Genomic DNA, 17376 nt, shown 5'->3' on the forward strand with positions numbered 1-17376 from the left:
GCTATCGAGCCTAACGCTGGGAAAAATTTTATGTGATTTTAACCAAAGCTGAACGCTGTTCAAGTATGGTTCACACTATGAGCATTATTGACATCGCCCGCGAAAAAGCACTGGAGCAAGGCAAAGGCCTCAACCAGGAAGAACTGCTGCAAGTACTACAGGTTCCGGATTCCCAATTGGAGGAAATCGCCGATATCGCCCACCAGACCCGCCTGAAGTGGTGTGGTCCAGACGTATCGGTGGAAGGCATTATCTCCATTAAAACTGGCGGCTGCCCAGAAGATTGCCACTTCTGTTCTCAGTCCGGCCTCTTCGAGTCCCCAGTGCGCGCCGTGCGCCTCAACATCCCTGAGCTGGTGGAAGCGGCACAGAAGACCGCCAAGACCGGCGCTACTGAGTTCTGCATCGTCGCCGCGGTGAAGTCCCCGGATGATCGGCTACTGGACCAGGTAGGCGAGGCGATTGCAGCGATTAATGACGCCGTCGATATTGAGATTTCCTGCTCCCTGGGCACCCTGACCCGCGAGCAGGCGCAGCGCCTGAAGGATATGGGCGCGCAGCGTTATAACCACAACCTGGAGACGTCCCGCTCCTTCTTTCCCAATGTGGTCACCACCCACACCTGGGAGGAGCGCAAGCAGACCCTCGACTATGTGCGCGAGGTAGGCATGGAGGTCTGCTGCGGCGGCATCATCGGCATGGGCGAGTCTTTGGAGCAGCGCGCCGAGTTCGCCGCGCAGCTGGCAGAAATTGATCCCTGCGAGGTGCCGATGAACTTCCTGGATCCGCGCCCGGGCACCCCATTTGCGGACCGTCCGCTGGTTCCGCTGGGTGAAGGCCTGCGCGCCGTGGCGGCATTCCGCTTGGCTATGCCGTCTACCACCTTGCGCTTTGCTGGTGGCCGCGAGCTTTCGCTTGGCGACGACGGCACGGAGCGCGGCCTGCTCGGCGGCATCAACGCCATCATTGCCGGCAACTACCTGACCACCTTGGGCCAGCAGATTGAAAAGGATGTGGACATGTTGAACCGCATCGATCTGCCGATTAAGGCCCTGTAGTGGCTGGTTTATCCGAGCCGACTTCCGAATTGGCCACTGCCGTTCTGGCTGGGGACGAGCCGATTTTCCATCCGAATACCGGCAAGCCGATTGAGGAGGTCTTTACGCTGCACCCTGCAGCCGCAGCTGGCCTCGATGTGCCGCGCTACTGTCAGATCTGCGGCCGCCGTATGGTGGCCCAGGTACGCCCCGATGGCTGGCATACCAAGTGCTCGCGCCACGGGGAGCTGGATTCGGAGTGGCTATACGTAGAGCACTTGCCCGAAAGCTAGCATCGGGAGCATGGATCCAGCCGTCTCCCTTGCGCACCAGTTAGCGCTGCGCTCGATTGCCCGAGTGGTAGAGGAATCGGCGCCGCATACGGAGCCGGGGAGGGCTTTAGGGGACGTCGTCAAGCAGCTGCGCGAGGGTCCAGTTATGGTGCTGACTGGGGCTGGGGTGTCGACGGAGTCGGGCGTGCCGGATTACCGGGGACCGCGCGGCTCGCTCAGTAGGCACCGGCCGATGACCTATCAAGAATTTCGCCACGACCCGGCTGCGAGCCATAGGTATTGGGCCCGCAGCTTTGTGGGGTGGCGAGTCATGGATTCTGCCGCGCCGAATCGCACGCACTACGCGCTGGTGGAACTGGAGCGCGCCGGGCTGGTTAATGGCGTGGTTACCCAAAACGTTGATGGACTGCATAAACAGGCCGGGACCGCGAACTTGGTGGCGCTGCATGGCGATATGGAAACCGTCGTGTGTCTGATGTGCGGATATCGGGAGGCGCGGACGCATTTCGATGCGCGCTTGGCCGCAGCAAATCCGGGGTACTTGGAGCGCCTAGTGGTGGAGGCGGACCAAGTGAATCCGGATGGTGACGTGACCCTGGATGAAGCCGACGTGGCAGCGTTTCGCATGGCCGGATGCGAGCGGTGTGGATCGGAATTATTGAAACCGGACGTGGTCTACTTTGGCGAGCCTGTGCCGGCTAAGCGCCGCGATGCTGCTTTTGCTGTGCTGCGCCAGGCCCGCTCGCTGCTGGTCGCTGGGTCCTCTCTTGCGGTAATGAGCGGGTATCGCTTTGTGCTGGAGGCGAAGAAGCAGGGCAAGCGCGTGGCCGTCATCAATGGTGGGCCTGGCCGGGGTGATCAGAAGGTGGATACGCTGTGGCGCACGCAGGTGGGCCCAGCCTTTGACGCGGTTCTTGATGAGCTGGAGCTTTAACTAGCGGGGGATAGTCTCTACTAATTCCAAGATGGTGCGCACGATGGCGTGGACGCGCTTATCCATCGGCATATCTTCGTGCATGACCATTGCTCGGCGGTCGAAGTCTTGGACATAAATATTTCGCACGGTGCCCTCGGCGACGCCGCGGGGGTCGAGGAAGCAGGTTTCGGGTGGGACCACGACGGCATCAGACCGCGTGGCAATGCAGGTATAGCTCACGCCAGATTCCAAGTCGCCATCGCGATTGGCCTCGCGTAACGCTTCGCTGCCAACAATTTGGTCCATTCCCGCCGGCCCAAACCAGCCATCGATGACGGAGCGCATTACCGCCTCTTGGCGCGGGGTGCGAATGAGGCGGCTGACGATACCGCCGTAGGTAGTTCCGTGGTTTGGCGCGCTGATGCACATCAGGTGGAGGACATGCTCGGCGCCGCCAATCATGCGCATCCAATAGCGGGCGAGGAGCCCGCCCTGCGAGTGGCCGATGAGGATGACCTTGTTCGCGCCGGTGACCATGCGCACGGTGCGGATATAGGCATCGAGTTGCTCGGCGGATTCTGCAAGGGGTTGGGTGGCGCGGCGGCCGTAGTCAGGGGCGAAGACCGCCCAGCCGTCTTGGCGCAGCTCATTGCCGAGGATTTGCCATACGCCCTTGGTATCGCAGGTGCCGTGGATGAGGATGACCGGCCAGGGGCGTTGTGCGGTAGGACGTGCGCCCCAGTCATCTTCGAAGATCCCACGTGGCTTCATGCGTGCGCCTAGCGGGAGGGTGGCGGCCGCATCGGCGTCGAGGGCGGTATCGCCGGGGCTGGTTTTGACCTTTTGCGCTTTGATGAGGTCCGCAATCTCGGCCGCGACCTCCTCGCGCAGTGCCGTGGCTTCGGCAGGGGAGGCGACACCGCGACGCGGGGAATCGGTCAATTCCTTCTCGCTGGCACGCCAGAATTTGCGGAGTTGTTCGGAAATAGTGGATTTCAACTCAGCCATGGTTCCGGATTGTACTCGTTATTGCAGGTTAACTGTGTTTTTGTCAGGAGTTAAGAAATTTATGGGCAAACCCTTGACCATCCTACGAAAGGTTAATAAACTTAGGCTTGCCTAATCACGGGCGGTGCTTGCAGGAGGGTGCGCTCCACTCCCTCCTTGGGTACCGAGAGATTAGTCATGGGGAGAAGGCCCGCCGATGCGCTGTCGGCGGGCCTTCGTTATAGAAGCAGCATCTTGGGGATTGTGGGTGAGGCGCCGAAAATTGAGACGCATCAGGAGCGAAAGGGGGACTTAATCGATACTAAGATGCTTTAACCACTGCTGCGCTGTGCAGTCCCCGCTACACTCGCGTTTATGACCGACCTGCAGCATGTCCACTCCGTTGATGAGGCGGTAAACCGCCTGATCGAGATTTACGAGAATTCCTGCGAGCTTGCGCGCAAGACTTTGGAATCAGGAAACCTTGATGACTATCGCTATGTGGTTTATCCCAAGGTCACGGTGGATATCCGCAAATGGCAGCCGATCGATCGTTCCGAGCCCTTCGGCTACGTTAACGAGGCCGGCAAGTACTCGGCGGTAATCTCCAAGCCGCACATCATTCGGGACTACCTGCACGAGCAGCTGACTCGCCTGGCGGGGAATTATCCGTGCGATATCTTTGTTGGCCAATCCGACCAGCGCATTCCACCGGAGTACATCAAGGACACAAGAAAAGCCCCGCAGGAACGCGGGCCCATTCCGCGTCCGACGCTGGATGAGGTCAATGATGCAATCATTGATGGCGAATGGGATGCCTTTCACGGTGCGGAGAAGCCGCTTTTTCATTTTGGCGCCCAGCGCTTTGACATTGCGTGTGCACGCATCGAGCACTACACCGGCATCGAGGTCGATACGGTGCAGAAATACATTTTGTTTACTAACTACGCGATGCACACCACCGAGTTTGTGAAATTCGGTTTGCGCGAGCTGACTAGGGAAGACTCGCGTTATACCGCCTTGGTGCTGCCCAATGGCGAGACCATCCATCCCAATGATGCGGTGGACCTCGATGTGGATGGTCTGACCTTGACCTCCCGGTACCAAATGCCGCGCTTTGATCTTGTTACTGCCGGTGGTGATGGCATCACCATGATCAACATTGGCGTAGGGCCCTCGAATGCCAAGACGATCACGGATTGCTTGGCGGTGCTGCGGCCGGAGGCCTGGATCATGATCGGCCACTGCGCTGGCATGGACGGCCGCATGCGCATCGGAGATTTGATTTTGGGCAATGCCTACCAGCGCAATGACCACATCTTGGACCAAAAGGTTGCGGCGACCTCTCCCATCCCGGCGATTCCAGAGGTACAGCGCATGCTCGAGTCTGCGGTGAAGGCGGTATATGGCGACGATAACTCGCTCATGCGCACCGGTACGGTGCTCTCCACCGATGATCGCAATTGGGAGTGGCGCACTAACCGGGATCTGTGGGAGTGGCTGCGTACCTCCACCGCGGTGGCTGTAGATATGGAATCCTGCACGCTCGCGGCCAATGGCTATCGCTACCGCGTTCCTTATGGAACTCTTCTTTCGGTCTCTGACCTGCCGCTGCACGCGGTGCCGAAGCTGCCGGCCCAGGCGCAAGCCTTCTATTCCAATTCGAAAGAAGCTCACGTGATGTGCGCGGTGCGTGCGATGGAGCATCTAGCCGAAAATCCGGAGCGCCTGCGCACGCGCAAGCTGCGCCGGACTTTGGGCGAGGTTCCATTCCGGTAGGTGCCTTTTCTTTGGCAGGCAATGCTCGTTAAACTACAAAGAAATCCCATGACGCAAAAGGAGCCACACAATCGTGACTGAAAATTGGATCCACCCGGACCGGGAAAACCTCACCTGGGAGGTCTTCGGCGAGGCGAGCCGTAACCTGTCGGAACAGATTGTGGAATCTGGTTGGTTCCCTGACCTCATCGTGGGCGTCGCCCGCGGCGGCCTGATCCCAGCCGGTGCTATTGGTTATGCCATCGGTGTCAAGGCCATGGGTGCTATCAATGTGGAGTTCTATACCGATATCGGACAGACCCTGGAGGAGCCGATCATCTTGTCCCCGCAGCTGGACACGGATTCGCTGAAGGGCAAGAAGGTATTGGTCGTCGATGACGTCGCGGATTCTGGAAAGACCCTGGATCTGGTGGTTAATCTGCTTAAGGAAACCGCAGACGAGGTACGCTCGGCCGTCATTTACACCAAGCCGAAGACCATCTTTGAACCGGACTTTTCGTGGAAGAAGACCGATCAGTGGATCAACTTCGCCTGGTCCGTGCTGCCGGTCATCACTGCGGACGGCTCCTTTAAGGAAGGCTCCTAAAGTCCACTATGATGTGCAGGCGTGATTAAAGAACAGCCTGCCCCAACCGGCGTCATCGCCAGTTTCCGTTATGCATTTTCCTCGCCTGCTCGTCTGCGCAAGGAAGTCTTTGGCGGACTCGCGGTGGCGCTTGCTTTGATCCCGGAGGTCTTAAGCTTTTCCATCCTTGCGGGTTTGGACCCGCGGGTGGGATTGTTTTCCTCCGTCGTGATGGCAATGTCCATTGCCTTTACCGGTGGCCGGCCGGCGATGATTTCCGCAGCGGCCGGCGCGGTGGCGCTCGTGGTCTCTCCGCTCGCACATGAACATGGTCATGACTACGTGGTCGCCGCGGTGCTCTTGGCGGGAATCATGCAGGTGGTGCTGGCCGCGGTGGGCGTCGCCAAGCTCATGCGCTTTATCCCGCGCTCGGTGATGACGGGGTTTGTGAATGCGCTGGGAATCATGATGTTTACTACGCAGCTGCCGCACCTTAGTAATGTGCCGTGGATGGTCTATGTGTTGGTGGCCATCGGCCTAGCCATCATGCTGGGGCTACCACGGCTGACCACGGTGATTCCCGCCCCGCTCGTTACCATTGTGGTGGTCAGCATTATTGCGGTCGCGGCCGGGTGGAAGGTCCCCGATGTGGCGGACCAAGGCGAGCTGCCTACCTCGCTGCCGGGGCTTTTCGTGCCGGATATTCCGTGGAACCTGGATACCGTGCGGCTTATTGCGCCCTATGCCTTCGGTATGGCGCTGGTGGGGCTCATGGAATCGCTGCTAACGGCCAAGCTGGTGGATGACATTACGGATACCCACTCCGATAAAACGCGCGAGTCCTTTGGTCAGGGCGTGGGTAACATCCTCGCCGCGGCCATCGGCGGTATGGGCGTGTGCGCCATGATTGGCCAGACCATGATCGGCGTGAAGGCATCCCAGGCGCGCACGCGCTTGTCGACGTTCCTCGCGGGCGTCTTCCTCCTCATCCTCTGCCTTCTTCTTGGCGAGACCGTCGGCCGCATTCCGATGGCTGCGCTGGTGGCGGTGATGATCATCGTGGCCGCAACTACGGTGGATTGGCATTCGGTTCACCCGCGCACGCTTAAGCTCATGCCGCTATCAGAAACGCTGGTGATGCTGGTGACGGTGGTAGGCACGCTGGCTACGCATAACTTGGCGGTCGGCGTGGTGCTTGGTGTGGTGGCAGCATCCATTGGTTTTGCTCGCCGCGTGGCGCATCTGGTGCAGGTAGAGCAAGTAAGCGATGCCGCGTATGCGGTGCGCGGCCAACTCTTTTTCGCCTCCTCCAATGATTTGGTCTACGCCTTCGACTACACGCTGGATGCCCAGCGCGTGCTGGTGGATATGACCGAGGCCGAGGTATGGGATGCCTCTACGGTGGCGACGCTGGATGCGGTGCAGAAGAAGTACGCCGAGCGAGGCATCGAGGTAGAGTTCCGTGGTCTGGAAGGAGCGAGCGCGCAGCGCCTTAATCGCCTTAGCGGCCGCCTAGGTGATTAAAATCACATTTATGGACTGGGGTGCGGGAGCTTAAGTAGTGGGCGCCGAGCTGACCTTGAGTTCGCGTTGGCGTAAATGCAAAGGATCCGCGATGACCTCGCGTTCTTAGGGGAACTTTGCCTGCGCCCGATGGCTAGCTTTGTCTTGGCTAACTTAGGTTATCCAATCTAAAAAAGCATAATGACGTGCAAGTTTACTTAAGTAGGCCTTGCTGGATTGCGGGAGAATCTTCGGTAGTGTGGTGCTTAGCACTTATTGATTTCCCTGCACAGAAAGGTTTTTACAATGGACGAGAAACTGCAAACCCTCCTGAATAACCAGGTCATTAGCGAGTACGGCGCTTCCATGGTCTATACCCAGCTGGCCTTCGAGATGGACAACCTCTCCTTCCCAGGTATGCGCGATTGGTTCATGGGTCAGGCCGCTGAAGAGCGCGGGCACGCCGAGAAGATTGCGGACCACTTGCTCTCCCGCGGTTACCGCGTAGAGCTCACTGACATCCCGGTTGGTTCCGTGAAGGCCGCTAACCCGCAGGATGCGTTCCAGGCTTCCCTGGAGCACGAGCAGAAGGTCTCCGAGGAAATCCGCACCATCGCTCGCGCGGCGCTGGAGGCACAGGACCTGGAATCCCGCCAGCTCGTTGACTGGTTCTTGAGCGAGCAGGTAGAGGAAGAGGCTACCGTTTCTGAGATTCTGGACCAGATCAAGCTGGTAGGAAATGACGGCTCTGGCCTGCTGCGCATTGATGAGCGCCTGGCTGGTCGTACCGAAGGTGGCGCTGCCTAAGCGCGCCTGGGTGAATAACAAACCCATCAAGATTTAGGTTAATCCTCCCATGGCACTGCAGTGCCATGGGAGGATTGTTTCTATGTCAACACAACGCAAGGCTTTCTGCGCCATGACGCTTTTGATTCTGGCGCTTTTTCTCATCGTGGGAGCGGCGATTATGTCCACCCACGTGGCCTTGGGAGTATTCCTGACCACGGCGGCGCTGATGCTCGGGCCGTTCGCCGGGCTCGCGCTGTTAGTTTACGGTGCCGCGGGCAAGCGCGGTGTGGTTACTCGCTCGCTGTATAGCCTTGGTGGCATGCTGCTTATCAGTGCGATCGGCGGCATTTTCGCCTTGTCTATGGAACAAGTCTCCGCGATGCTGCCCGTCTTTGTCGCTGGTGCGGGCGTGGGAATTGTGGCTGTGCTGACTCAGGCACCGAAACGCGCATAAACTGGCCCTCGTTATGCCCAAACTCCTTTTTGATATGTACGGCGTACTCATGCGCCCGGCCACCCCAGAAAGTCATGCAGCCTTGGAGGGCCTCCTCGCGCCATCAGATGCGGAGGCGATGTGGGAGGCCTACGGGTTCTTCCGCCCAGACTATGATGCCGGCATCTTTAGCGATAGCCATTATTGGAACGAGGTAGCCGCTCGGGCCGGGCTGGGGGAGATACCCGTCGCGGAGGCGGTAGCGCGCGAAAACCGCGGACTATTGGAGGCGGACCCGGAGATGGTGGCTCTGGTCAAGGGGCTTATCGGGGAAGGCTATTGCGTGGGCATCTTGTCCAATATTCCCACCACGCTGGCAGGTCAGGTGCGACAGAAGCATACCTGGCTAGAGGACTGCGCGGCGGTGACCTTCAGCTGCGATATTGGCGTGGCCAAGCCGCACCCAGAGGCCTACCGCGTGGCCGTGGATGCTCTTTCTGCGCAGCCGAAGGATACTCACTTTTTTGATGACCGCATCGACTACGTGGAGGGTGCTAGCTACTGCGGGCTCAATGCCCACCTCTTTCGCGGCATCGACTCGGTACGTGAGGTGCTAAGCACACTGGAGTGAGCGGCCTAGCTCCAGCGGTTGGCGCAGGAGCTGGTCGGTGGCCACGGTGCGGGCTACCGCGCGGACAATCTCCTTATGGCTGGGGATCATGCGCAGCTGCAACTCATCGCCTGCGGTGGCGCGGACGGTGGCGGCGAATTGCTTGGGGGCCTTCGGGTCGTCGGTAAACGCGCCGCCGGCGATGACCACGGTGGCCGGGCAGTGGGCTTTGACCAGTTCCGCGGTGATGGCGCCCAATTGGCGGGCGCGCTCGTCCAAAATGGCGCGGACGGTGGGGTTGGAGTCGGCGATCTGGGCGGCGTCGGCAAGCGTGGCTGCCTCCACGCCCTCGTGGCGTACCTGCTCCAGGACGTGCCGGGTGGCCAGCAGGTGCTCGGAGGCGCCGTGGCCAAGGAGCTCAGAGTGCGTTTGCGGCACGGGAATAATGGGGCTGACCTCGTCCTCTACGGAGAGCGCCGAGCCGATGGAATCATCCGCGAAGAGCACCAGAACGCGCTCGCTGGTGCCAATCTCGGCCGCTTGGGTTTCGGAACCCAAAATAGCTGGGATCGCGGAGGAGACTACTACGGGTACGCCGAACTGGAAGCGCAGGCGTTCGGCGATGTCCACACCGTGCCAGTTGAGGTTTTCCGCGGTGACCAGGCCGTTGTCATCCACGGTGCCGGAGGTGGTCACGCCCAGGGAGACTAAGCGGTGGTTCAGGTTGGTCATCATGCGATTGATGCCGGCCATGATGTGCTCGAGGAAGTCATCCTCGCTGAGGTTTGCTACCGGCGTGGCCAACTCTTCTTCGCTTAAGGTGCGGCCCTTGATGTCATAGAGGCCGATGTAGGTCTGCTTGGTGCCCACGGAGATGCCGCCGAGCGCCCAGTCATTATCGGCCGCCTCAAGCGGCACGGTTGGCCGGCCGCGCCCACGGGACTGGGTGAGGTCGGTGCGTTCCTGGATGAGGCCCGCGTTGAGTAGGGAAGTAGTAGCGCGCGTGATGGTGGGCTGGGAAAGCCCGGTGGCTTCCACCAGCTCGCTTCGGGTGATGATCGGGTTCAGGCGCACCAAATGAAGGCACTTTGCGGCCGGCGTGCGGGGCCGCGTGAACACTGGGCCAGATTTGATCATAAAAAGGAGTATAATCATCCCAGACTGCTTTGTCTAACCTGATAAAAGTTTCATGTACCGAATAGTCTAAAGGTGGTGGTGGGGGCACAGATATCTATGCTGGAGAGCATGCAGTCAGTAGCGGTTTATTGTGGTTCAGCAACAGGAAACTCCCCGGCCTACACTCAAGCGGCACAGGAATTGGGCGCAGAGCTGGCCCGACGCGGCCTGAACCTGGTCTATGGTGGCGGCAATATCGGCTTGATGCGCGAGGTAGCGCAGGCCTGCCTGGCGGCTGGCGGCACCGTCACTGGTGTGATGCCGCAGTCACTGGTGGATCTGGAGATTTCCCACCCCGGCCTGACCACCCTAGAGGTGGTGGGCTCTATGGCCGAGCGCAAGACCCGCATGGAGCAGCTCGCCGATGCCTATATTTGCCTCCCCGGCGGAGTTGGCACCCTCGAGGAACTTACTGAGGTGCTCACCCTGCAGCAGCTGGGCCACCTCCGCGGCCCGGTAGGCCTAGTTAATACCGAGGAATTTTGGCACCCTTTCTACGCCATGTACGCCGCCATGGCCGAATCCGGCTTTATCTTGCCGCGCTTTGTAGACGCGCTGGTAATGAAAGAGAAACCGCAGGACATCCTGGATGAATTCAGCCACTGGAACTATCCCGGCACAAAGTGGGACAACGATTAGTTAACAAGTTCGCAACTTCAGCCTCCCCGGGTGGCCTATAGCCGATACTTAGGGATAGACTTCCTCGTTATGAGTTCTGAGCAGACCGCTAAGCGCCAGCCTTCTCTACTGGACGCTTCGTGCGATAACTTCGTTCACGACCTAGCCGAGCTTTCCCCCACCGATGCCACCGCGTGGGGAATTGACGGCTACGAGGGCGAATTGCAGGATTTCTCCCCCGAATACTTCACCGCCATCGCGGATCGCACCCGTGAGATGGTTGCGGACTTGGACGCCCTGGATGACACCACCGACGAATCCGATGATGAGGATGACTTTGATGAGGTGGACTACGTCACCGCGGCCGTCCTACGCGATCGACTTTGCCTCGATCTAGATTTGCACCACCACAGCGAGGATATGCGCTGCCTGAATAATATCGCCTCACCGGTGCAGACCATTCGCGATACCCTGCTGCTGATGCCGCAGGATACGGAGGAGGACCGCGATGCTATTCGCTCCCGCCTATCCCAGGTGAAGAACTCTTTGGCCGGCTACCGCAGCTCCCTGGAAGAGGCGGCCTCCCACGGCATGGTGGCACCACACCGCCAGATTTCAGAGGTCATTGTGCAGTGCGAGCGGCTTGCGGACGCCGACTCGATGCTCGAGTCCCTCGGCCTCGATGCCGACTCCGCCGAGGTAGAGCAAGCCAAGGAGGCATTTGGCGAATTTTCCGATTGGCTGTCCAATGATCTGCAGCCCCAAGCCCCCACGAAGGATGCCGTGGGCCGCGAGCGCTACGAACGCTTTTCCAAGCTCTTTGTGGGCGATGCCGTCAACCTCGATGAGGCCTATGAATGGGGGCTTGACCAGGTGCGCACCCTGCGCGCGGAGCAGGAAAAGATTGCCCACGAGCTCTATGGTTCCGATTGCTCGGTACGCGCGGCGATGCGCAAGCTCAACCACGAGGAGCGCTATACCCTGCGCGGCACCGATGCCTTGGTGGAGTGGATGCAATCTACCGCCGATGGCGTCATCGCAGAGCTCAACGGCAAAGAATTTGATATTCCGGAAGAAGTAGAAGAGATCGAGTGCTGCATCGATCCGGCCGGTACCGGCGGCATCTTCTATACCCCGCCGAGCGATGACTTCTCCCGCCCGGGCCGCATGTGGTGGTCCGTGCCAGAAGGCCAAGACACCTTCCACACCTGGCAAGAGCTGACCACCGTTCACCACGAGGGCGTGCCAGGCCACCACCTGCAGCTAGGTTCCGCGCTGGTGCAGGAGGATCTCAACCTGTGGCGCCGCGCGGTGACGTGGAACTCTGGTCATGGCGAGGGTTGGGCGCTCTACGCCGAGCAGCTCATGGCCGAGCTGGGCTATATGGATGATCCGGGCTTCCGTATGGGCATGTTGGATGCGCAGCGCCTGCGCGCCGCCCGCGTGGTCGTGGACATCGGATTGCACTTGGGCAAGCAGTTGCCGGATTGCTCGACGTCCGGCGTGTGGGACAAGGCGCACGTGAAGACCTTCATGCGTGAAAACACCGCCATGGATGATGCGAACCTCAATTTTGAGGTCAATCGCTACCTCGGCTGGCCGGGCCAGGCGCCCTCCTATGCTTTGGGCCAGCGCCTGTGGCAGGAGACCCGCGCCGCGGCCGAGAAGCAGGGGATGAGCGCGCGCGAGTTCCACTCCGAGGCCCTCGCCCTTGGCTCCGTGCCGATGTCCGTTCTGCGTGAGTCCGTCTTGGATAACTAGCGGCGCAGCAGTCGCTGGGCCAGGCGTAGCAGCTGTGGCAAGTAGCCCGCTACGACCAGTACCGCGATGAGGCGGGTGAGCTGGACTGCGATGACCGCTGGGCCGGCCCCGCCCTCCGCCGAGAGTGCGAGTACTGTCTCTAGCGCGCCGGGACTGGTGGCCAGGTAGGCCTCGAAGTAAGTGATGTGCAGCCACTTGGTTAGCGGCCAAGCGGTGGCCGCGCAGATGCCGATGATGACCATGATGAAAAGAACTGTGGCGGGCAATTGCTTGGCAAAGGCCTTGAGCGCCGGCAGCGAAAGCCCACCGCCGCAGACCCAACCAATGGACAAAAAGGCCATCACCTTAAAGGCATAGAGCGGTTCGAGCGTGTGGCCCTCCGGCAACACGAAAGAGGCTAGAACCGTCAGCAGCAAGGGCCCGAGTACCGCGGCGGCGGGGAGATGGAGGAACTTGCCTACCTTTTCTCCTATGCAGGCAATGGCAATCACTAGGGCAACTATCCACCAGGTAGTTTCGCCGTCGACCGAAAGATCCGCTCCTTCGCCGGCAGGCGTGTCCAATAAGGCGACCACGGCCGGTAGCGATACCGAGACTACTAACAGGCGCAGGTATTGGGTGAGGGCGACGTAGCGGAAGTCGGCACCGAGTTCGTCGGCAAGCGCGGGCATGAGGGACGCACCGCCCGGCAGCATGGATAAAATGCCGGTTTCGGAGGAGACATCGTGCGGCTGCGCGCGGTGTAAGAGTTGGCCGCCGATAACGCCTACCATCAGTGTCACAAAGGAGATCGTCAGGGCGGCAGGCAGGAAGCCAAGCAATTGGCCCACCGGTACCACGGTCAGCGGGATGGCAGCCATCATGCCGATAAAACCACGCGACATGCTATAAAAACTCCGGTTCACACGCAGATCTTCCCCAGTAAAAAGCGCCATGGCGCCGGAGGAGAGGATCGCTGCCAAGATCCAGGCCGCAGGTACGTGCCACATGCTAAACAGCCAGCCCAATACGACCGATGCCGGAACGACAATGGCCCACCGTGCCACGGTATGGGCACTAAGCCCGGTGCCTTCCTGCTGTGCGGCCATGCGAGCCTCCTAGTTCTGCTGCGACAAAAGTATAATGCCTTCTTTTACTCCACTATGGGGAGGCCGGTAGGCGGGTTATCACCTTACATCATTCAAGATTTATGATCGGGGGCATGGAAATCGATGTGGTGCAGTGGGTAATTCTCTTCTTTGGTACCGCGGCCGCGGGGTGGGTCGATGCGGTCATCGGCGGTGGCGGATTGATCTTGATTCCGATGCTGCTGGCGGTCCTGCCGGGCCTTGCTCCGGCCGCCGCTTTGGGCACTAGTAAGCTCGCCGCGGTGACTGGCACCGGATCCGCTGCCGTGACCCTTGCGCGCAAGGTGAAGCTGGACAAGGCAGAAATGGCGCGCTTCATCCTCATCGCGCTGGTCTGCTCCGGGTTGGGGGCCAGCGTGGCCTCGAGCCTCGATAAAGACGTCATGCGGCCCATCATCATCGTGCTCATGGTTACCGTGGGTATCTTCGTTGCCTTCAAACCGGACTTTGGCAGCAGCGATTCGGCCGGCACCCGTGGCGGTTGGCGGAGTGTCGTGGTCCTGTTACTCTCCGGCATCATTTCCTTTTATGATGGCATCTTTGGCCCTGGTACCGGCATGTTTTTGATCATGGCCTTTACCTCTATTTTTGCGCAGAACTTCTTGACCTCTGCGGCCATGGCCAAGGTAGTCAATACAGCTACCAACCTCGGCGCGCTCATCGTGTTCATTATTGGCGGGCACGTGTGGTGGACGCTTGGCATCGTGCTCGGCGTAGCCAATATCGCCGGCGCACTTCTCGGCGCTCGTACCGTACTCGGCGGCGGTGCCAAATTCATCCGCTACGCGTTACTTACCCTAGTCGTGGTCATGAGCTGCTACCTGGGCTGGCAGCAATGGGGTTAGCTACATCCGATTCTTGGTGCGCGCGGTAGCAATCGCATTCCACGGGTCCTCCGGCCAGGGGTGCTTGGGGTAACGCCCGCGCATATCGGCGCGCACGCCAGCATAGGGTCCGGACCAGAAGCTGGCGAGATCATCGGTCACCGCGAGCGGACGCCCAGCGGGGGAGAGTAGGTGGAATTGCACGCGGTGGCCACAGTATTCGGGGGATTCGGCCAGTCCAAAGCATTCCTGCAGCTTGATATGAACCACGGGGCGATCGCCGGACCAGTCGATTATGGCATCGCGGCCGGAGGGCACCGGAAGGCGCTCGGGGGCGAGCTCGTCCAGGTGGGTGGCTTCCGGCCAGGGAAGGAGGCGTTGCAGCGCGGGGTACATGTCTAGCTTGGCGGCGGGAGTGCCCTCGGCGATGCGATGTAATTCGGGCCCGAGCCACTCGGCGGGATCCGCGGAATCGACGTCGGGCCACGGTTCGCCAAAGTGGGAGTGCAGGTGGCGCAGGCGGTCTTTTAACCTTTGGGCCTTTTCGCTGAAGGTAAAAAGTCCTAGGCCTTCTTCACGGATGCCGGCGGCAAGCGCCTCCTCGGCTGCGGGGCCCGTGACTTTAACCGGGGTCTCAGAAAGGGTGATGGCGCCCGCGGCCTTGACCTTGACGCCGCGCACGCGGCCATCGCGCAGGAAAGCGCGGGTTTCCTCGGTGACGCCGATGGCCGCCAGGGCAGCCGATTCCTCGATGCGAGCGGCCGAGCGGATGATGGCATTGCCCGCATTGGACAAGGAGACCTCCGCGATGGCAAGCCACGGCGCTCCGGCCAAGCCCGAGTTATCGAGCAGGCGCGCGCGGGTGCCGCTGGCCAGCAGGTAATCTTCGCCCATGCGCTTGGCCACCTGCTCGGGAAAGGCGGTGGCTACGACCTCCCCGGGATCAGCCGGGCCGAGATCCTCTACGAGACGTGCAAGCCGCTTGACCTCCCTCTGCGGTGGGTGGTGACGAGTGAGATCGGGGGTTAAGGGGGCGTCAGCAAGCGAGGCGATAATGGGCGCGGCCTGGTTGCCGTGGCGGAGCAAGGAGGCGCCGAGGCGCGGATCGGTGGGCAGGAGGGCGAGTTCTTGCGTGGCGCCAATGCGCTTGAGCGTTGCCTGTGCGGATGCGAGGGCCTGGGCCGGGGGCGGATCGAGCAGCGGGAAGTCCGGGCCTGCGGCCCAGCAGTCCAGAAACAGCGCGGCCTGGGTGAGGTCCGCGGAGAGGATCTCCGGGGTGGTGTGTGGGGAAAAGTGCTGGTAATCGTCCTGCGAATAGCAGCGAATCACGGTGCCTGGTGCCTCACGGCCGGCACGACCAGCGCGCTGATCAGCACTCGACTTTGAGGTAGAAACCGTCACTAGCCCGGACATGCCGCGTTGGGCGTCGCGCCGGGGAATGCGGGAAAGCCCGGCATCTACCACCACGCGCACGCCCGGCACGGTAAGCGAGGACTCCGCGATAGAGGTAGCCACGACGATGCGCTGTTCATCGGTATACAGCGCGGCGTCTTGCTCCGCGGTGGTTTGCTTGCCATGCAGCGGAAACACATTATGGCCTGCTAAGGCATCGCACACGAGGTTGACTTCGCGCACGCCGGGCACAAAGACCAGCGTTGATTCTTGCTGGCGGGCTGCCTGCTTGGCGACGTCCCCATAAAACTCCCTCGTTCCCGCCGCCCTGCCCGGCATGGGGGCGTACTGGATGTCGAGCGGATGGGTGACCGCCTCGGTGACGTGGACGGGGGCGTCCATAAGCTGGGAAAAGCGCTGCGCATCCACGGTGGCGGACATGGCGATGACGCGGAAGTCCTCGCGTAGCTCGGCCAGTTCCAGGCACATGCCCAGCACCAGATCCGTATCGAGCTGGCGCTCGTGGACCTCATCGATGGCAACGGTGGCTACGCCCTCGAGTTCCGGATCCTTTAGCAGGCGCCGCAGCAGCACGCCCGGCGTGACGAACTCGACGTCGCTGCCCCTGCGGGACTCGCCCCGGATGGCGAAACCGACCTTGTCCGGGGTACCGCTGAGGGTACTCAGGCGCTGCGCGGCCGCGCGCACGGCCACACGGCGTGGGGCGGTGACGATGACCTTGCCGCGTCCTGCCGCGTGATTGGCCAGCGCCGGTGGCACGAGCGTGGTTTTACCCGTACCGGGCGGGGCCTGGATGACGACGTTTCCGGTGCTAGGTAGCGAATCGATGGTCTCGGCTACGGGAAGTCCCGCGCCGATGCGAGCGAGATCAAACATTTAGTTGGCGGCTCCAAAACCCTCGACAGGGCCGTTGAGATCCTGGCGCTCCCAGGCTTCCTCATTGTCTTCCAGCTTGCGCACCACGCGGCCGGGGGAACCCAGGACCAGCGAATTATCCGGGATATCGGTGGTAATAAGCGTGCCTGCGCCTATAACGCAGTTCTTTCCAATCGTGATGCCCGGCAGCACGGTGACATTAGCACCGAGCCACGTATTATCACCGATAGTGATGGGCTTGGCTATCTCCCAGCCGCCGGCGCGCATCTCATGATCGTTTACCGGATGCCCCATCGTAATCAGGGAGCAATTGGGGCCGACCATGACGCCATTGCCGAGCGTGACCGCGGCCTGGGCCAAAATGGTAGCGCCAAAATTAATGAAGACGCGCTCGCCGCATACGAGGTTGCAGCCGTACTCAAGGTTGAGCGGCACGTGCAGGCCCGGCACCGAAGATTCTTCCGGCAGTATCTCGCGCAGGATGCCTTCGGCACGCTCTTGGTCCGTATTCTGTAGTTCGTTGAGCTGCTTAACCAATCGAAAAGTGCGCTGGTGCTCTTCCTTCGCCTCCGGCATGCTCGGCAGAAACCACTCCCCACCAGTCATCCGCTCCCATGAGCCGTAGCGTTCCAAGTTCTGCCGCTCCTGTGCATCCATGGGTGTCATTGT

17 protein-coding genes are annotated in these 17376 nt (G+C 60.7%); 12 read left to right on the forward strand and 5 right to left on the reverse strand.

Features of this window, described 5'->3' with window-relative positions:
• Positions 1-77: 77 nt before the first annotated feature.
• From bioB to L8V22_RS06750, 3 genes are read left to right on the forward strand one after another with little or no spacing between them, the layout of a single operon-like run.
• A complete protein-coding gene (gene bioB, locus L8V22_RS06740; RefSeq protein ID WP_034655643.1) occupies positions 78-1058 on the forward strand; it encodes a biotin synthase BioB in 981 nt (326 codons plus the stop codon).
• Positions 1058-1330, forward strand: coding sequence for a biotin synthase auxiliary protein BsaP (bsaP, locus tag L8V22_RS06745; protein WP_238801666.1), 273 nt, complete (start codon positions 1058-1060; stop codon positions 1328-1330). Before bioB ends, bsaP begins: the two co-directional genes overlap by 1 nt.
• A gap of 10 nt (positions 1331-1340) precedes the next feature.
• Positions 1341-2264 carry a Sir2 family NAD-dependent protein deacetylase gene (locus L8V22_RS06750; RefSeq protein WP_238801667.1) on the forward strand — a complete coding sequence of 308 codons (924 nt, stop codon included), beginning with the start codon at positions 1341-1343 and terminating at the stop codon, positions 2262-2264.
• Here L8V22_RS06750 and L8V22_RS06755 read toward each other — a convergent pair whose 3' ends face one another.
• Positions 2265-3254, reverse strand: coding sequence for a lipase family alpha/beta hydrolase (locus L8V22_RS06755; RefSeq protein WP_238801668.1), 990 nt, complete (start codon positions 3252-3254; stop codon positions 2265-2267).
• Positions 3255-3608: 354 nt separating this feature from the next.
• On the opposite strand from L8V22_RS06755, the gene amn reads away from it, so the two are divergent.
• The 6 genes from amn to L8V22_RS06785 all read left to right on the forward strand — a co-directional run bounded on the left by amn (position 3609) and on the right by L8V22_RS06785 (position 8933).
• Positions 3609-5012: an AMP nucleosidase gene (gene amn / locus L8V22_RS06760; protein ID WP_238801669.1), complete on the forward strand. Its 1404-nt coding sequence runs from the start codon at positions 3609-3611 to the stop codon at positions 5010-5012.
• Between the two features lie 73 nt (positions 5013-5085).
• Complete coding sequence (locus L8V22_RS06765; protein WP_005326355.1) at positions 5086-5598, forward strand: phosphoribosyltransferase; 513 nt, start codon at positions 5086-5088, stop codon at positions 5596-5598.
• 21 nt (positions 5599-5619) lie between these two features.
• Positions 5620-7101: a SulP family inorganic anion transporter gene (locus L8V22_RS06770; protein ID WP_238801670.1), complete on the forward strand. Its 1482-nt coding sequence runs from the start codon at positions 5620-5622 to the stop codon at positions 7099-7101.
• 285 nt (positions 7102-7386) lie between these two features.
• Positions 7387-7887, forward strand: a complete 501-nt coding sequence (locus L8V22_RS06775) for a ferritin (RefSeq protein WP_238801671.1) — start codon at positions 7387-7389, stop codon at positions 7885-7887.
• An 82-nt stretch (positions 7888-7969) separates the two neighbouring features.
• Positions 7970-8323: a hypothetical protein gene (locus L8V22_RS06780; RefSeq protein ID WP_238801672.1), complete on the forward strand. Its 354-nt coding sequence runs from the start codon at positions 7970-7972 to the stop codon at positions 8321-8323.
• A gap of 13 nt (positions 8324-8336) precedes the next feature.
• A complete protein-coding gene (locus L8V22_RS06785; RefSeq protein ID WP_238801673.1) occupies positions 8337-8933 on the forward strand; it encodes an HAD-IA family hydrolase in 597 nt (198 codons plus the stop codon).
• Here the strand turns inward: L8V22_RS06785 and L8V22_RS06790 are convergent.
• A complete protein-coding gene (locus L8V22_RS06790; RefSeq protein ID WP_238801674.1) occupies positions 8916-10049 on the reverse strand; it encodes an ROK family transcriptional regulator in 1134 nt (377 codons plus the stop codon). The two genes, L8V22_RS06785 and L8V22_RS06790, sit on opposite strands and share 18 nt — an antisense overlap.
• A gap of 108 nt (positions 10050-10157) precedes the next feature.
• Here L8V22_RS06790 and L8V22_RS06795 point away from each other — a divergent pair, with 108 nt between their 5' ends.
• Positions 10158-10727, forward strand: a complete 570-nt coding sequence (locus L8V22_RS06795; protein ID WP_238801675.1) for an LOG family protein — start codon at positions 10158-10160, stop codon at positions 10725-10727.
• 69 nt (positions 10728-10796) lie between these two features.
• Positions 10797-12467 carry a DUF885 domain-containing protein gene (locus tag L8V22_RS06800; protein WP_238801676.1) on the forward strand — a complete coding sequence of 557 codons (1671 nt, stop codon included), beginning with the start codon at positions 10797-10799 and terminating at the stop codon, positions 12465-12467.
• Here the strand turns inward: L8V22_RS06800 and L8V22_RS06805 are convergent.
• Positions 12464-13555 carry an AbrB family transcriptional regulator gene (locus L8V22_RS06805; protein WP_238801677.1) on the reverse strand — a complete coding sequence of 364 codons (1092 nt, stop codon included), beginning with the start codon at positions 13553-13555 and terminating at the stop codon, positions 12464-12466. The genes L8V22_RS06800 and L8V22_RS06805 overlap by 4 nt on opposite strands.
• A gap of 113 nt (positions 13556-13668) precedes the next feature.
• Here L8V22_RS06805 and L8V22_RS06810 point away from each other — a divergent pair, with 113 nt between their 5' ends.
• Complete coding sequence (locus L8V22_RS06810) at positions 13669-14439, forward strand: TSUP family transporter (RefSeq protein ID WP_238801678.1); 771 nt, start codon at positions 13669-13671, stop codon at positions 14437-14439.
• On the opposite strand, the gene L8V22_RS06815 is transcribed toward L8V22_RS06810, so the two are convergent.
• Both L8V22_RS06815 and L8V22_RS06820 read right to left on the reverse strand, forming a co-directional pair.
• Positions 14440-16707 carry an ATP-dependent RNA helicase gene (locus tag L8V22_RS06815; RefSeq protein ID WP_238801679.1) on the reverse strand — a complete coding sequence of 756 codons (2268 nt, stop codon included), beginning with the start codon at positions 16705-16707 and terminating at the stop codon, positions 14440-14442.
• Positions 16708-17373: a sugar O-acetyltransferase gene (locus tag L8V22_RS06820; protein ID WP_238801680.1), complete on the reverse strand. Its 666-nt coding sequence runs from the start codon at positions 17371-17373 to the stop codon at positions 16708-16710.
• Positions 17374-17376 lie beyond the last annotated feature (3 nt).

The sequence above is a fragment of the Corynebacterium yonathiae genome, assembly GCF_027570195.1.
In the GTDB taxonomy this organism is placed as follows: Bacteria; Actinomycetota; Actinomycetes; order Mycobacteriales; family Mycobacteriaceae; genus Corynebacterium; species Corynebacterium yonathiae.

What these genes read in the sequence shown, in the direction of transcription:
- bioB (WP_034655643.1), top strand. Translation starts at nt 78, where the DNA reads ATGAGCATTATTGACATCGCCCGCGAAAAAGCACTGGAGCAAGGCAAA.
- L8V22_RS06750 (WP_238801667.1), top strand. Translation starts at nt 1,341, where the DNA reads ATGGATCCAGCCGTCTCCCTTGCGCACCAGTTAGCGCTGCGCTCGATT.
- L8V22_RS06755 (WP_238801668.1), bottom strand. Translation starts at nt 3,254, where the DNA reads ATGGCTGAGTTGAAATCCACTATTTCCGAACAACTCCGCAAATTCTGG.
- amn (WP_238801669.1), top strand. Translation starts at nt 3,609, where the DNA reads ATGACCGACCTGCAGCATGTCCACTCCGTTGATGAGGCGGTAAACCGC.
- L8V22_RS06775 (WP_238801671.1), top strand. Translation starts at nt 7,387, where the DNA reads ATGGACGAGAAACTGCAAACCCTCCTGAATAACCAGGTCATTAGCGAG.
- L8V22_RS06780 (WP_238801672.1), top strand. Translation starts at nt 7,970, where the DNA reads ATGTCAACACAACGCAAGGCTTTCTGCGCCATGACGCTTTTGATTCTG.
- L8V22_RS06785 (WP_238801673.1), top strand. Translation starts at nt 8,337, where the DNA reads ATGCCCAAACTCCTTTTTGATATGTACGGCGTACTCATGCGCCCGGCC.
- L8V22_RS06790 (WP_238801674.1), bottom strand. Translation starts at nt 10,049, where the DNA reads ATGATCAAATCTGGCCCAGTGTTCACGCGGCCCCGCACGCCGGCCGCA.
- L8V22_RS06795 (WP_238801675.1), top strand. Translation starts at nt 10,158, where the DNA reads ATGCAGTCAGTAGCGGTTTATTGTGGTTCAGCAACAGGAAACTCCCCG.
- L8V22_RS06800 (WP_238801676.1), top strand. Translation starts at nt 10,797, where the DNA reads ATGAGTTCTGAGCAGACCGCTAAGCGCCAGCCTTCTCTACTGGACGCT.
- L8V22_RS06805 (WP_238801677.1), bottom strand. Translation starts at nt 13,555, where the DNA reads ATGGCCGCACAGCAGGAAGGCACCGGGCTTAGTGCCCATACCGTGGCA.
- L8V22_RS06810 (WP_238801678.1), top strand. Translation starts at nt 13,669, where the DNA reads ATGGAAATCGATGTGGTGCAGTGGGTAATTCTCTTCTTTGGTACCGCG.
- L8V22_RS06815 (WP_238801679.1), bottom strand. Translation starts at nt 16,707, where the DNA reads ATGTTTGATCTCGCTCGCATCGGCGCGGGACTTCCCGTAGCCGAGACC.
- L8V22_RS06820 (WP_238801680.1), bottom strand. Translation starts at nt 17,373, where the DNA reads ATGACACCCATGGATGCACAGGAGCGGCAGAACTTGGAACGCTACGGC.